At 67.0% G+C, this 13961-nt stretch carries 12 protein-coding genes and 1 pseudogene; 4 read left to right on the top strand and 9 right to left on the bottom strand.

Going from position 1 to position 13961, the window contains the following annotated elements:
- Positions 1–12: 12 nt before the first annotated feature.
- The 4 genes and pseudogenes from GWI72_RS12715 to kynB form a co-directional block, all read right to left on the bottom strand.
- Entirely contained in the window at positions 13–720 is a 708-nt protein-coding gene (locus GWI72_RS12715; RefSeq protein WP_161676569.1) for an ABC transporter ATP-binding protein, read from the bottom strand.
- On the bottom strand, positions 717–821 hold the full coding sequence (locus GWI72_RS20420; RefSeq protein WP_394351104.1) for an ABC transporter ATP-binding protein C-terminal domain-containing protein: 105 nt from the start codon (positions 819–821) through the stop codon (positions 717–719). The genes GWI72_RS12715 and GWI72_RS20420 overlap by 4 nt, the downstream gene beginning before the upstream one ends.
- Positions 822–1016: 195 nt before the next feature.
- Positions 1017–1409, bottom strand: a pseudogene (locus GWI72_RS20415) (ATP-binding cassette domain-containing protein); the annotation flags it as partial.
- 173 nt (positions 1410–1582) lie between these two features.
- On the bottom strand, positions 1583–2251 hold the full coding sequence (gene kynB / locus GWI72_RS12705) for an arylformamidase (RefSeq protein ID WP_244314346.1): 669 nt from the start codon (positions 2249–2251) through the stop codon (positions 1583–1585).
- A 609-nt stretch (positions 2252–2860) separates the two neighbouring features.
- Between kynB and GWI72_RS12695 the strand changes: the two genes are divergently transcribed.
- Entirely contained in the window at positions 2861–4945 is a 2085-nt protein-coding gene (locus GWI72_RS12695) for a putative bifunctional diguanylate cyclase/phosphodiesterase (protein WP_161708836.1), read from the top strand.
- A 45-nt stretch (positions 4946–4990) separates the two neighbouring features.
- Here the strand turns inward: GWI72_RS12695 and kynA are convergent, their stop codons facing one another.
- The gene (kynA, locus tag GWI72_RS12690) at positions 4991–5860 is read right to left on the bottom strand and encodes a tryptophan 2,3-dioxygenase (protein WP_390806430.1); all 870 of its coding nucleotides are present in this window, start codon (positions 5858–5860) and stop codon (positions 4991–4993) included.
- Between the two features lies 1 nt (position 5861).
- Positions 5862–7091, bottom strand: coding sequence for a kynureninase (gene kynU, locus GWI72_RS12685; RefSeq protein ID WP_161676564.1), 1230 nt, complete (start codon positions 7089–7091; stop codon positions 5862–5864).
- A 159-nt stretch (positions 7092–7250) separates the two neighbouring features.
- On the opposite strand from kynU, the gene GWI72_RS12680 reads away from it, so the two are divergent.
- The 3 genes from GWI72_RS12680 to GWI72_RS12670 all read left to right on the top strand — a co-directional run bounded on the left by GWI72_RS12680 (position 7251) and on the right by GWI72_RS12670 (position 9973).
- Positions 7251–7976 (top strand): GntR family transcriptional regulator, encoded by a 726-nt coding sequence (locus GWI72_RS12680; RefSeq protein WP_161676563.1) that lies wholly within the window; start codon positions 7251–7253, stop codon positions 7974–7976.
- Positions 7977–8128: 152 nt separating this feature from the next.
- On the top strand, positions 8129–9511 hold the full coding sequence (locus GWI72_RS12675; RefSeq protein WP_161676562.1) for an L-serine ammonia-lyase: 1383 nt from the start codon (positions 8129–8131) through the stop codon (positions 9509–9511).
- A gap of 54 nt (positions 9512–9565) precedes the next feature.
- On the top strand, positions 9566–9973 hold the full coding sequence (locus GWI72_RS12670; protein ID WP_208995845.1) for an MAPEG family protein: 408 nt from the start codon (positions 9566–9568) through the stop codon (positions 9971–9973).
- A gap of 171 nt (positions 9974–10144) precedes the next feature.
- Here the strand turns inward: GWI72_RS12670 and GWI72_RS12665 are convergent, their stop codons facing one another.
- The 3 genes from GWI72_RS12665 to GWI72_RS12655 all read right to left on the bottom strand — a co-directional run bounded on the left by GWI72_RS12665 (position 10145) and on the right by GWI72_RS12655 (position 13801).
- Positions 10145–11164 carry a P1 family peptidase gene (locus GWI72_RS12665; RefSeq protein WP_348272693.1) on the bottom strand — a complete coding sequence of 340 codons (1020 nt, stop codon included), beginning with the start codon at positions 11162–11164 and terminating at the stop codon, positions 10145–10147.
- 196 nt (positions 11165–11360) lie between these two features.
- Positions 11361–12443, bottom strand: a complete 1083-nt coding sequence (locus GWI72_RS12660; RefSeq protein ID WP_161676560.1) for a TRAP transporter substrate-binding protein — start codon at positions 12441–12443, stop codon at positions 11361–11363.
- Between the two features lie 194 nt (positions 12444–12637).
- Complete coding sequence (locus GWI72_RS12655; protein ID WP_161708834.1) at positions 12638–13801, bottom strand: iron-containing alcohol dehydrogenase; 1164 nt, start codon at positions 13799–13801, stop codon at positions 12638–12640.
- Positions 13802–13961 lie beyond the last annotated feature (160 nt).

Below are 13961 nucleotides of genomic sequence, written 5' to 3'. Positions count from 1 at the left end.
GGGTCGTCCGCCTCATCCGCCGAGGAACATTTCAGCGACCTCGCGGTTGGCGAGGAGCTCTGCACCGGTGCCTTCGTGGCGGTTTGCGCCGGCCGCGAGCACATAGGCCCGGTCGGCAAAGGCGAGCGCCTGCTTGGCGTGCTGTTCCACCAGAAGGATCGCGACACCCGTGTCGCGGACGTCCCGGCTGATCTGGAAGATCTGTTCCATGTATTTCGGCGAGAGGCCCGCCGTCGGCTCGTCGAGCAGCAGCAGCTTGGGGTCAAGCATCAGCGCCCGGCCCATGGCGACCATCTGGCGCTGCCCGCCCGACAGGTTGCCCGCCAGCGTCCTGCGGCGCTCCTTGAGATCCGGGAACAGGGTGTAGACGCGGTCATAGGCGGCGCTGAGGTCGCCCTTGCGCAGGAACGCGCCCATCTCGAGGTTCTCGTGGATGCTCATCTCGCGGAAGATGTTGTCCACCTGCGGCACGTAGCAGATGCCGCGCTGCACGATCCGGTTCGGAGCCCAGCCGGTGATGTCGTCGCCGTCGAAGCGGATCGAGCCGCCGCGGATGGTGAGCAGGCCGAACACCGCCTTCATCGCCGTCGACTTGCCGGCGCCGTTGGGGCCGACGATGACGACGATCTCCTTCTCGTGGACGGTCATCGACACGCCCTGCAGGATGTCCGCCTCGCCGTAGCCGCCGACGAGATCCTGCATGTTCATCAGCACGCTCATGCCGCATCTCCCTGGGATTCGCCGAGATAGGCTTCCAGAACCCGCGGATCGGAGCGGACGGTCTGGAAGTCGCCGGAGATGAGCACCTTGCCTTCGGCCATGCAGACGACCGGATCGCAGAGCTTCTCGATCATTTCCATGTCGTGTTCGATGAGGATGAAGGTGTAGCCGCGCTCCCGGTTGAGGATGAGGATCTTCTCCTCAAGCTTGCGCAGCAGCGTCCGGTTGACGCCGGCCGCCGGCTCGTCGAGCAGCACCAGCTTGGCGTCCGTCATCATGGTGCGGCCCAGTTCCAGAAGCTTCTTCTGGCCGCCGGACAGGTTGCCGGCGCGGACATTGGCGACATGGGTGAGTTCAAGGAACTTGAGCGTTTCCCAGGCCCGCGCCTCGACGGCCTGTTCGGCTGCCCTGACCTTGCCCCAGCTCAGCCAGTTGGACAGGAGGCTCTCGCCCGGCTGGGCCGGCGGCACGAGCATCAGGTTTTCCAGCACCGTCAGGCGGTGAAACTCGTGCGGGATCTGGAAGGTTCGCACCAGGCCCTTGTGGAAGAGCTGGTTGCTCGGCAGGTCGGTGACATCCTCGCCGAGGAAGCGGATGCGGCCCGCTGTCGGAGGGAAGGCGCCCGCGATCAGATTGAAGAGAGTTGTCTTTCCGGCCCCGTTCGGACCGATGAGACCGGTAATCGTGCCCTGCTGGACACTGAAGCTGCATTTGTCGACGGCCCGGAAACCGCCGAACTGCTTCACAAGCTGGTCAAGCTCCAGCATCTGTTCATCCCCGCCGCCGGCCGGTTTTGCCTGGCGCTCTTGTTGTTATCAGTTCGATATTCGGCTGGCACCCGCTCCCGACGGGTGCCGTACTCTCAGGCCAGAGGCCTCAGAACTGCCCGCACAGGCGCAGCATCCAGCCCTTCTAACGGGATGGGCAGCGCAATCAACTCAAATTCACCCTCGGTAACCTGAGATAGATCAAGATTTTCCAGAATCCGCATGTCATGGCGAAAAACAGCCATGTGAGAGGGCAGATCCTTGGAAGTTTCCGGATCGACCGACGGAACGTCCACGCCGATCAGCCGGACACCGGCACGGGCCAGCAGCTCGACCGATTCCGGCGCGAGCGCCGGGAACCCGGTCGGCCAGACATCCGGATCGAGACCGTCGGTCAGGCGCAAAAGGACCCGGGGCGGCACGCCCTCCAGACGCCCGGCGAGCGCCTCGGGCTGCACCAGCGGGGCGGTGCCGCGCACGTCGATCACCCGGGCGGGGCCAATGTAGTCCGCAAGGTCGAGCTGGTCGATCGAGGCGGCGCCGGCGGCATAGTGCAGCGGGGCGTCCGCGTGGGCCCCGCAATGCACCGACATGGAGAAGGCGGCCACATTCACCGGGCAGCCGGGCCCCATCGCGAAGGTCTGCCGCGCCTCGTAGCGCGCATCCCCCGGGAACACGGCCGATCCGGCACGCAAAGGCGGCGTGATGTCAATGATCCTGCGCAAGAGACCTCCCTCCCGACTCGAACGCAACAACGGGGGCATCCGCTGTGAAGTTATATTTCTTGAAGCACATAATATATAATCTGGCAACCATCGCAAGGCGCGACCGCCCGATTGGCCGGCCCGCCGGCTGCAACTGTTCCGCGTCTCATGGTTGAGATCTGGCTGGTCGCGGCTGCAACCGGCAGCAATCGGAAGTGCAATGAACCGAATGAAGCTGCAATCAATTTTGCAATGCAGCGAGATCAACACCACAACCTGTCCTGGACAGCGCTGTTCCCGTGCAGCAGATCTTCTGTTTGCATGGCATCCGGTCCTTGCGAAGTTTTCGGATTTTCCGACAAGATCCAAATCTTCTAAACACTTAGGCTGAGATTAACGAATTTTTTACCAACGGCGTTAAGTGATAAACTACACTTTTTTCGCAAAGATGGCCTCAGTGGATGCAATCCGGGATTGAAGCATGACCGCCGCCCTGGGAGACACGGGACACGACAAGCGCGCCAAACGGACGATGGCCGCGCCGGTCCCGACCGGCCTCCGGGTCATCTGCCGCAGCGGCGTCAGACGCTTCCGGTCCCGTCGTCCCATGATCTCCCCGGGCTCGCCGGTCAAGCTGGCCGCGACCTTCCTCCACCAGGGCAGGATGACATGAGCCTCAGCGAAGCCGGAACCGACCTGCTGGATGCGATCGACCCGCGCGAACTGCTGGCGCAGGTGGACCGGATCGCCACGGCGATGTGGGTGTACGACTTCGACCGCAAGCGCATCGTCTGGGGCAACCGCAGCGCCCTCGATGTCTGGGGTGCCGCCAGCCTCTGTGACCTGCGCAAGCGCGATCTCGGGGCCGACATGTCCCGTGCCGTGGCGGAGCGGCTGGCGCAGTACCGGACCGACTTCCTCCGCGCCGACGCGACCTTCTCCGAGAACTGGACCATCTATCCCAACGGCGTGCCCAAGACCCTGCAGGTCGTCTTCCGCGGCCTCCGGCTGCGCGACGGCCGCATGGCGATGCTCTGCGAGGGCACCGTCAACCATGACATCCGGCCCGAGACGCTGCGCAGCGCCGAGGCGCTGCTGCACACGCCGGTGATGATCTCGCTGTTCTCGCGCAACGGCGCGCCGCTCTACCGCAACCCCGCGTCGCGTGCCTCCCAGATCGACGCCGACCTGTCGCTGCACAACCGGCTCGTCGACGCCAGCGTGGCCGACGCCCTGACCGGTGCGCTCGATTATGGCTCGGACTGCAAGGTGGTGGCGCAGACCCGCACCAGCCGCGGCATCCGCTGGCACGAGATCACCGCGCGGGTCTGCCGCGATGCGGTCACCGGCGTGCCGGCCTATCTGGTCAGCGAGATCGACGTCACCGAGCTGAAGGAGACGCAGGAGCGGGCGCGCTTCTTCGCCGATCATGACATCCTGACGGGCCTGCCGAACCGCGTGTTCCTGCAGGCGCATCTGCCGAAGATGATCCGCACGGCCGTCTCCGACGCCCAGAACCTGTTCCTCTATTTTCTGGATCTCAACGGCTTCAAGACCGTCAACGACACGCTGGGCCATGCCATCGGCGACCTGCTGCTGAAGGCGGTGGCCGGCCGGCTGGCGGGCTTCGTTGCGGAGCGCGGCACCGTGGCGCGTCTGGGCGGCGACGAGTTCCTGATCTGCATGCCGGACCGCACCGGGACCCTCAACCCGCAGGAGTTCGGGCGGCAGCTGATCGACCTGTTCCTCGAGCCCATGGACATCGGCGGGCACGTGCTGCAGACGACCCTGGCGGTCGGCCTCAGCATCTGCCCCGACGACGGTGCCGACATGGACACGCTGATGCGCCATTGCGACCTGGCGCTGTTCGAGGCCAAGTCCGACCGCTCCAGCAAGGTCACCGCCTTCTCGATGGACCTGCGCCAGCGTCTCGAGGAAAAGGTGACGCTGGAAAAGGATCTCTGGCGGGCACTGGAACGGGACGAGTTCGTGCTGTTCTACCAGCCGCGCCTCAGCGTCAAGACCGGCGAGATCGTGGCAGCGGAAGCCCTGATCCGCTGGCAGCATCCCGAACGCGGCCTGCTTGGCCCCGGCTCCTTCATCCCGGCCTGCGAGGAGACCGGGATGATCATCAACATCGGCGAATGGGTGTACCGCAACGTGGCGCGGCAGCAGACGCGGATGCAGGAGGCGGGCATCGACATTTCCCTGTCGATCAACCTCAGCCCGCGCCAGTTCTCCGATCCGGACCTGATCGACAAGATCCTGCATCTGCCGGAGGAAACCGGCTGCAATCCCGAGCGGCTCGGCTTCGAGATCACGGAATCGGTGCTCCTGGGCGACAGCGAGGCGATCCGCATGGCGCTCGCCCGGATGAAGAAGCGCGGCTACCAGATCATCATTGACGACTTCGGCACCGGCTATTCCAACCTGGCCTATCTGCAGAAGTACCCGATCGACGTGCTCAAGATCGACCAGACCTTCATCCGCGATCTCAAGCACACGGCCCCGATCACCCGGCTGATCGTGTCGCTCGGCCAGGTGCTGAAGGTCCGGATCGTGGCGGAAGGGGTGGAGCAGGGCGAGGAGCTGGACTGGCTGGTCGAGAATGGCTGCGACGAATACCAGGGGTTCTACTTCAGCCGTCCGGTGCCCTTTGACGACTTCGCGCGGCTCTATGCCGCCAACCGCGAGCGCCAGGAACTGCTGGCGCGGATGCGGGACGGTCAGGGGCTGAGGGTGCTTCGCTCCTGACCGCCCTTTCAGTCGAGGCGCCGGGATGGGGCCGGCGCCCCGGCATCACAGATCGGCGCGCATGGCCCACAGCTCGGGGAACAGCACCACATCCAGCATGCGCTTCAGGTAGGTCACGCCGCTGGTGCCGCCGGTGCCGCGCTTGAAGCCGATCACCCGTTCCACCGTCGTGACGTGATTGAAGCGCCAGCGCCGGAAATAGTCCTCGAAGTCCACGAGCTTCTCGGCCAGTTCATACAGCGACCAGTGGCGCGCCGGATCGCGGTAGACCTCGATCCAGGCCAGACGCACGCTCTCGTCCGCCTGGTAGGGGGCCGAGACGTCCCGCTTGAGCACCGCCTCCGAAATGGCAAAGCCGTTGCGGGCGAGCAGGCGGATCGCCTCGTCATAGAGGCCCGTGTCCTGCCGGATCCCCTCCAGCCAGCTGTAGACCCCGTCGACATGCTCGTGCGGGCGCATCATGGCAGCGTTCTTGTTGCCGACCATGTATTCGATCGCCCGGTACTGGAACGACTGGAAGCCCGAGGACTGACCGAGCGCGTTGCGGAAGGTCGTGTAGTCGCTGGGCGTCATCGTGCGCAGCACATCCCAGGCAGAGTTGAGCTGCTCGAAGATCCGCGCGACCCGGGCCAGCAGCTTGAAGGCCGGCTGCACGTCATCGGCGGCAATGAGCGCCTTGGCCGTGGCCAGCTCGTGCAAGGCAAGCTTCATCCACAGCTCGGAGGTCTGGTGCTGGATGATGAACAGCAGCTCGTCATCGGCCGTCGACAGCGGCTTCTGGGCCGACAGGATCTTGTCCAGTCCCAGATAGTCGCCATAGGACATGCGGCCGTCGAAGCGCATCTGCGCGCCGTCCTCGGCCGGGTCATAGGCCTTGGCCGGCTTGGGCGCCATCGGGCATTGGGCGTCGCTCATCTCAGGTCACCTTTGCGCGGGTCTTGTACTCGGGCCGGTCCCAGGCACGGGTGGCCAGGATGTCGGCCAGGATGTCCACGGCGGCGATCACGTCGGCATGGGAGACATAGAGCGGCGTGAAGCCGAAGCGGACGATGTCGGGGGCCCGGAAGTCGCCGATGACGCCGCGCGCGATCAGCGCCTGCATCAGCGCATAGCCCTCGGGGAAGCGGAACGAGACCTGGCTGCCGCGCTGGTCGGCGTTGCGCGGGCTGGCCAGGACCAGGCCCTCGCAGCGGCTCTCCACTTCGCGGATGAACAGCTCGCACAGCGACACGGACTTCGCCCTGAGCGCCGTCATGTCCACATCGTCGAAGACCTCGAGCGCCGCTTCGAGGGCTGCCATCGACAGGACCGGCGGCGTGCCGACCTTCATCTGGTCGACGCCATGGGCCGGGCGATAGTCGAGATCGAAGGCAAACGGCGCATCATGCCCGTGCCAGCCGGCGAGCGGCTGCACCGCCGTCGCGTGGTGGCGTTCCGCGACATAGACGAAGGCCGGGGCACCGGGGCCGCCGTTGAGATACTTGTAGCCGCAACCGATGGCAAAATCGGCCTGGCAGGCGTCGAGCTCCACCTGGAAGGCGCCGGCGGAATGGGCGAGATCCCAGATCGCGATCGCCCCGGCGGCGTGAGCGCGGGCGGTCAGGTCCTTCATGTCGTGGCGGCGGCCGGTGCGGTAGTCGACCTGCGTGATCATCGTCACCGCGATGCTCTCGTCGATGGCATCCGCCACCTCTTCGGGCGCCACGAGGCGCAGCTCGTGTCCCTGGCCGAGCAGGTCGCGCAGGCCCTGGGCCATGTAGAGGTCGGTCGGGAAGTTGCCGGTGTCGGACAGGATCACCTTGCGCTCCGGACGCAGCGCCAGCGCGGCCGCGAGAACCTTGAACAGGTTGATCGAGGTGCTGTCGCCCGCCACGATCTGGCCGGGTGCAGCGCCGACAAGCCGGCCGATGCGGTCGCCGATGCGCCGCTGCATCTCCACCCAGCCATGGGTGTTCCAGGCGCGGATCAGGCTGGTGCCCCACTGCGTGCGCACGACCTCCTCGACGCGGGCCGGCACATGCGCGGGCAGGGCGCCAAGCGAGTTGCCGTCGAGATAGATCACGCCGGCCGGCAGATCGAAAGCGGCGCGCTTGGCGGCCAGCGGATCTCCGGCATCCAGCGGATGCGATGTGATGTGGGTGGTCATCGAAGCTCCCTCGGTTGTTCTTCCCGGCGGGACGGACACCCGCCTTGTGACTGACGCCAAGGCTAACAGCCTCCGGGGACTGGTGCAACGGTATTATATATAATTTGACACTTGATATATTTTGACGCAGGTCTGACGGGAATCCATGCGGAGACCGCCATGCCCAAGACAGAGGATGCGTATCTCGCGCTCCGGGGCGCCATACTTGACTGCAGCCTGGCACCGGATGCGCCCCTGACCGTTTCGAGCCTGAAGGACCGGTTCGGGTTCGGCTGGACGCCCTTGCGCGAGGCCCTGTCCCGTCTGGAGGCCGAACGGCTGGTCGTGCTGGCGCCGAACAAGGGCTTCCGGGTCGCCGGCGTGTCGGCGGAGAGCCTGAAGGACCTGCAGGAGGCCCGCCTCGCGCTGGAGCTGCGGCTGCTGGCGCGGTCGGTGGCCGAAGGCGACCAGGCGTGGGAGGCTGCGGTTGTGGCGGCGCATCACCTGCTGGCCTCGACGCCGTCCCCCGATCCGGATGCCGAGCCGGCCAGCATCCGCCTCTGGGAAGCCCGTCACGATGCCTTCCATGCCACGTTGCTGGCGGGGGCGACCGCGCCCTGGCTCACGCTCTTCGCCACGCAGATCTCCGCCCAGCTTCGCCGCCACAACCGCTACATGCTGAGCGCGCCCGATGTGCGCCAGCGCATGCAGGATGACCGCGACGGCACGCTGCGGGCGCTCTATGTCCGCACCCTCGGCCTTGCGCATCACACGCTGCTGATGGAGGCGGCCCTTGACCGTGATTCGGCCCGGGCCGAGCACCTGCTGACCGAGCACATCGGTTTTTCCCAGGCCGTCTACGACACGCTCTGGCCACATGCGGCCGGACCGGCCCGGGCCGGCTGACGGCCCTGCGTGGCGCCGGTTGCGACGTTCTTCTGGCGCGAAACCGGCACGCAGGGGAAACCATCCATTCGCCCCCGTGACGGGAGCCCAAAAGATAGGCATGATCCGCGCGCGCCGGACAGGATCCGGTGGGGACCAGACAGCGGAAATCCATGTTCATCAGCGTCTTCGACGTCTTCAAGATCGGTATCGGCCCTTCGAGCTCCCACACGATCGGGCCCATGGTTGCGGCCGCGCGGTTCCTGTCGTCGATCACGCCCCTGCCGGAGGGCGCCGCGCGCATCCAGGTGCGCCTGCACGGATCGCTGGCTTTCACCGGCAAGGGCCATGCCACCGACCGCGCCATTTTCCTCGGGCTGATGGGCGCCGTGCCGGCCGAGATGGACCCGGAGGACGTGGAGCCGATGCTGGAGCGCCTGGCGCGGGATCGGCAGATCCGCACGCCGGGCGGCGCACAGCTTTCCTTTGATCCCGAGACGGACCTGATCTTCGACTTCGGCCCGGCGCTGCCGCTGCATTCCAACGGCATGGTGTTCCAGCTGCTCGACGCCGCCGGCGCGGTCCTGTCGGAGCTGGTTCTCTATTCCATCGGCGGCGGCTTCATCGCCAGCGCCGACGAGATCGGCCAGAGCCGCAGCGGCGGCAACGAACTGGCGCAGCAGGATGTGCCCTATCCCTTCCCCAATGCGGCCACCATGCTGGAGATGGGCAAGGCCTCCGGCCTGACCATTGCACAGATGAAATGGGCCAATGAGTGCGCCGCCCGTCCCGACGACGAGGTCGAGGCCGGGCTCGACCGGATCTGGGCGGCGATGGACGGCTGCATCAACCGTGGCCTGAAGCAGGACGGCATCCTGCCGGGGCGGCTGAAGGTGAAGCGCCGGGCCCGTGGCATCCACGAGAAGCTGCTGGCCGACCAGGGCAACAATTCGCCCTTCAAGCACACGGTGATGGACTGGCTCGGCGTCTATGCCATGGCGGTCAACGAGGAGAATGCCGCCGGCGGCCGGGTGGTGACCGCCCCGACCAACGGCGCGGCCGGCGTCATCCCGGCGGTGATCCGCTACTACCTCGACCATTGCCCCGACGCCAACCAGGCCGGCATCCGCACCTTCCTGCTGACCGCAGCCGCCATCGGCGGCATCATCAAGGCCAACGCCTCGATTTCCGGCGCGGAGGTGGGCTGCCAGGGCGAGGTCGGCTCGGCCTCGGCCATGGCTGCCGCCGGCCTCTGCGCCGCGCTCGGTGGCACCAACGAGCAGATCGAGAACGCGGCCGAGATCGCGCTCGAGCACCATCTCGGCATGACCTGCGACCCCATCGCCGGGCTGGTGCAGGTGCCCTGCATCGAACGCAACGCGGTCGGCGCCGTCAAGGCGGTGACGGCCGCCTCGCTCGCCCTGCGCGGGGATGGCACCCATTTCGTGCCGCTGGACGGCTGCATCGAGACCATGCGCCAGACCGGACTGGACATGACGGAAAAATACAAGGAGACCTCGACCGGAGGGCTTGCGGTGAATATCGTCGAATGCTGAGACGACGGCCCGTCGCCTGATTTCTGACGACAGTCATTGCCCCCGGAGGTTTTCTTGGATTCGCTCGCCCTGCTCCTGATGGTCACGCCGGTTTATGCGGCCCTGCTGGCATTGCTGTTCCTGTTCCTGTCCTATCGCGTCATCGCGCGGCGCAACCAGGCCCGCGTCGCCCTCGGGCATGGCGGCGATGCCGACCTGACGCGGCGCGTGCGCGTGCATGCGAACTTTGCCGAATATGTCCCCTTCGCGCTGCTGCTGCTTGCCCTGTGCGAGCTGCAGGGGGCTCCCTTTGCGCTGCTGCATGGCTATGGCGCGGTGCTGCTGGCCGGTCGTCTCAGCCATGCCTATGGCGTCTCGCAGGTTGCGGAAAACCTCAAGTTCCGCATGGCGGGCATGATCGCGACCTTCGGCGTCATCGCAGCGACCGCGCTGACGAGCCTGTATCTCGCCATCACCGGGTGATGACGCCCGAAAAGCGCCTTTGAACGAGGGTCTGTGCCGCTCAGTCCTTCTCCCCATGAGGGAGAGGGGCGCGGAGAGGCTTCTCGATCCATCCAGGCAATGCAGGGCCCTGACCTCGTCGGGAGGGGACAGGTGTCGGCAGCCCGGCCGACCTCGTCCGTTCGCCTCCACTCAGACAGCCGGCAGCACCAGTCCTTCAAACCGGGAGGGCCTCATGCGTCCCGCATCGAAGCCCTCCAGGCTGCCAGCCGCCAGCAGCGCGTTGACGATCGCCTCTTCGGCCGCCTCGATGGCGGCCTCGAACAGCGGCGAGATCCGGTCATTGCCCAGCCCGCCGAACGGGGCCGTGCCGGCCCGGCGCCCCGGTGTCAGGCGCAGGCACCCGGCCGTCGAGAAGGCCAGCGCATAGTCGCCGGATCCGTTGGACAGGGCCGCGCCCGTGCGGGCCAGGCCGCCAAAGCTGCGCGTCGCCAGCCGCGTCAGGTTGCGCGGACAAAGGGCAGCGTCCGTTGCCAGGATGAGAACAATCGACCCGTCCGCGTCTGCCGTGGCGCGGGTGTCCACCAGCACGCCGTCGACGCGCAGGCTGCCGCCATAGTTTGCCTGCACGAGCACCCCGAGCATCGCCTCGCCCGCACCGCCGAGCGGCACCCGGCGCGACGCGGTCCCGATCCCGCCCTTCAGGCCAAAGGCAACGGTGCCCGTGCCGGCCCCGACGGCGCCCTCCGCCACCGGCCCTTCGCGGGCGGCCGCGAGGGCCGCACCGATCTCCGCCACGGTCGGTCGTCCGGCGCGGATGTCGTTGAGGCGGCTGTCGTTGGTCTCGCCCACCACCGCGTTGATCGACACGACGCGCTCGTTGCCCGGCTGGGCCAGCACATGGGCATGGATCGCCTCGATGGCCCGGCCTGTGGCCAGGGTGTTGGTGAGCACGATCGGGCTCTCCAGTTCCCCCAGTTCCGCGATCTGCGTCGATCCGGCAAACTTGCCGAACCCGTTCAGCACCGCGAAGCCCGCCGGGACCTTGTCCTGAAACACGTTGCCGCCATGCGGCAGGATCGCGGTCGCGCCGGTGCGGATCCGCTCCCCCTCGATCAGCGTCACATGCCCGACCCGCACACCGGCCACATCGGTGATCGCGTTCAGGGGGCCGGGGGCAAAGCGCCCGATGGCGCGGCCGAGGTCGCGCAGGCGCGGGCGGCCAGCGCCATGAAGGCCAGCGTCTTGAAGGCCGGCGTCTCGAGGGCCGACGTCTCGAGGGCCAGCGTCTCGAACGCCAGCGTCTAGAGCGAATGGGTCGGACATGGTCGGTTCCAGTCTGCACGGACAGGACAGGCGACGGGAGGCCGGACATCCCGCCGCCCCCCGATCGGATCTGCTGCGCGCCTCACACGCCCCAGACCGCGGAACGGTCGCGGTACATGCGGCCCTCCATCGCCGAGGTATAGGCCGCACACAGGCGGATGTAGTCCACATACGCGCCGTGGATCTTCTCTGCCATCGGATCGCCCTTGGGGAAGGCGTCGAGCACCTCGCGCGAGGCCTTGCCGAGCGCCGCCACCACGTCGTCGGGGAAGGCGGAGACCTTGGCGCCCTTGCTCGTCAGGTCGGCCAGCACCCGCGTGTTGTTGTAGCGGAACTCGGCAATCGTCTCCTCGGCCTGCGCCTTGGCGGCACTGGCGAAGATCGCCTGCAGCGTCGGCGAGAGGTTGCCCCAGACGGTCTGGTTCACCAGCATTTCCAGCGCCGGTCCCGGCTCGTGGAATGCCGGCAGGTAGTAGTAGGGCGCAACCTTGTAGAGGCCGAGCGCCACATCGTTCCAGGGCCCGACGAACTCCGCGGCATCGACCACCCCGGACTGCAGCGCCTGGTAGATTTCCGGCGGCGGGGTCAGCACCGTGTTGACGCCCAGCTTGCGCATGACGTCGCCGCCAAGGCCGGCGATGCGCATCTTGAGACCGGCGAGGTCATCCAGCTTCTCGATCGGCTTCTTGAACCAGCCGCCGGCCTGCGCGCCGGAGCCCCCGGCATAGAAGGACTTCACGCCGAAGGGGGCATAAGCTTCGTCCCAGAGGGCCTGCCCGCCGCCGAAGGCAATCCAGCCCGACAGCTCCGTCTGGTCGAGACCATAGGGCACGGTGGTGAAATACATGGCCGAGCGGACCTTGCCGACATGGAAGTAGGGCGCCGTGTGCCCCATGTCGGCGGCACCGCTGGACACGGCCGAGAACACCTCGAAGGGGGGCACCAGCTCGCCGCCGCCGTAATAGGTGATCTTCACCTTGCCGTCGCTCATGCCCTCGATGCGCCGGGCGAGCTTTTCCGCGCCGGTGCCGACGCCGGGAAAGCCGCGCGGGAAGCCGCCGACCAGCTTGAGATTGAGGGTCGCCTGGGCGAGGGCCGGTGCGGCCAGCACCGGGCTTGCGGCGGCCGTGACGGCGGCTGCTTTCAGGAACTCGCGTCGTTGCATGCTGGTGACCTCCCCGTCTTCGCGGTTGCAGGGCCAAGGTTAACCACCTGCAGGCGGGTTTGGCCAGATGCCCTGACAAAACAAACAGGGTGCATTGCGAAGCCGTGCGGCGTCGTCTCAGGCCGGCCTCCGGCAACGCAAACGGCCGGGCGCAAGGCCCGGCCGTTCAGGTCCCCCGGTCCGGTGTTGCCGGATCAGAGCTTGCCTTCGAGCGCCGCGTCGAAGATCGACAGCGCCGCGTCGCGGGTCAGTTCGACCGGGTTGCCGCCGGCGGTCGGGTCGACGATGGCCATGTCGGCGATCAGGTCGCGCTTGGCGCCGTCGACGCCGAGGCCGCCGATGGTGTGCGGCACGCCGAGGTCGGAGCGCATCTTCAGGATATGCGCCTGGAAACCGTCGAAGCCGCCGGCGATGCCGCAGAAGGCCGCCAGACGCTCGATCTTGGCCTCGATGGCCGGGCGGTTGAACTTCAGCACATAGGGCATGAACACGGCATTGGTCATGCCGTGGTGCGTGTCATAGAGCGCGCCGACCGGGTGGGACAGGGCGTGGATGGCGCCGAGCCCCTTCTGGAAGGCAACGGCCCCCATGGCGCCCGCGCTCATCATGTGGCCACGCGCCAGAAGGTCGGAGCCGTTGGCGGCGACGATCGGCAGGTTGTGGATCGCCAGACGCGCGCCTTCGACCGCGATGCCTTCCGACATCGGGTGGTAGAACGGCGAGCACAGCGCCTCCAGGCAGTGGGCGAGGGCGTCCATACCGGTGCCGACGGTGATCATGCGCGGCATGCCGGTGGTCAGTTCCGGATCGCAGATGACATAGGCCGGCAGCATCTTCGGGTGGAAGATCACCTTCTTGGTGTGGGTCGCCTCGTTGGTGACGACGCCGGCGCGGCCGACTTCCGAGCCGGTGCCGGCCGTGGTCGGCACGGCGACGATCGGGGCAATGCCGGCCGGATCGGCGCGGGTGTACCAGTCGCCGATGTCCTCGAAGTCCCAGATCGGGCGGGTCTGGCCGGACATGAAGGCAATCAGCTTGCCGGCATCGAGGCCGGAGCCGCCGCCAACCGCCAGCACGCCGTCATGGCTGCCGGCCTTGTAGGCGGCAACGCCTGCGGAAATGTTGCTGTCGACCGGGTTCGGCTTGACGTCGGAGAAGACGGCGCAGTCGATGTCCTCGGCCTTCAGCAGGGCGACCATGTCGGCGATCATCGGCAGCTTCGCAAGGCCGGGATCGGTGACCAGCAGTGGGCGCTTCATGCCGGCGAGCTTGACGACGGCAGGCAGTTCCTTGATGCGGCCCGCGCCGAAGCGCACGGCGGTGGGATAGGACCAGTTCACGGACGGAAGGGCAGTCATGGGTCGGGCTTTCAGTCAGTTGGTGCGTCGGGGTCAACGCGGTGAAGGGTGTTGCATGGGGGACAGGTCGGGCGTTGCCATCCCATTGTCCCTTGAAGCTTGGCTCATCCCGGGCAACTGGCAGCGCCTCACCCCCTCTCCCCCCTCAGGGGGGAGAGGG

It is taken from the genome of Pannonibacter sp. XCT-53, assembly GCF_009915765.1.
GTDB classification, from domain to species: Bacteria; Pseudomonadota; Alphaproteobacteria; order Rhizobiales; family Stappiaceae; genus Pannonibacter; species Pannonibacter tanglangensis.
The sequence above is the reverse complement of the archived record's forward strand: the minus strand, read 5'-3'. Positions and strand labels throughout refer to the sequence as shown.

Excerpts from the sequence above, each read along its gene's own strand:
- kynB (WP_244314346.1), bottom strand. The coding sequence starts at position 2,251 with ATGCCCCCGTTGTTGCGTTCGAGTCGGGAGGGAGGTCTCTTGCGCAGG.
- GWI72_RS12675 (WP_161676562.1), top strand. The coding sequence starts at position 8,129 with ATGTTCATCAGCGTCTTCGACGTCTTCAAGATCGGTATCGGCCCTTCG.
- GWI72_RS12715 (WP_161676569.1), bottom strand. The coding sequence starts at position 720 with ATGAGCGTGCTGATGAACATGCAGGATCTCGTCGGCGGCTACGGCGAG.
- GWI72_RS12660 (WP_161676560.1), bottom strand. The coding sequence starts at position 12,443 with ATGCAACGACGCGAGTTCCTGAAAGCAGCCGCCGTCACGGCCGCCGCA.
- GWI72_RS12680 (WP_161676563.1), top strand. The coding sequence starts at position 7,251 with ATGCCCAAGACAGAGGATGCGTATCTCGCGCTCCGGGGCGCCATACTT.
- kynA (WP_390806430.1), bottom strand. The coding sequence starts at position 5,860 with ATGAGCGACGCCCAATGCCCGATGGCGCCCAAGCCGGCCAAGGCCTAT.
- kynU (WP_161676564.1), bottom strand. The coding sequence starts at position 7,091 with ATGACCACCCACATCACATCGCATCCGCTGGATGCCGGAGATCCGCTG.
- GWI72_RS12695 (WP_161708836.1), top strand. The coding sequence starts at position 2,861 with ATGAGCCTCAGCGAAGCCGGAACCGACCTGCTGGATGCGATCGACCCG.
- GWI72_RS12655 (WP_161708834.1), bottom strand. The coding sequence starts at position 13,801 with ATGACTGCCCTTCCGTCCGTGAACTGGTCCTATCCCACCGCCGTGCGC.
- GWI72_RS20420 (WP_394351104.1), bottom strand. The coding sequence starts at position 821 with ATGGCCGAAGGCAAGGTGCTCATCTCCGGCGACTTCCAGACCGTCCGC.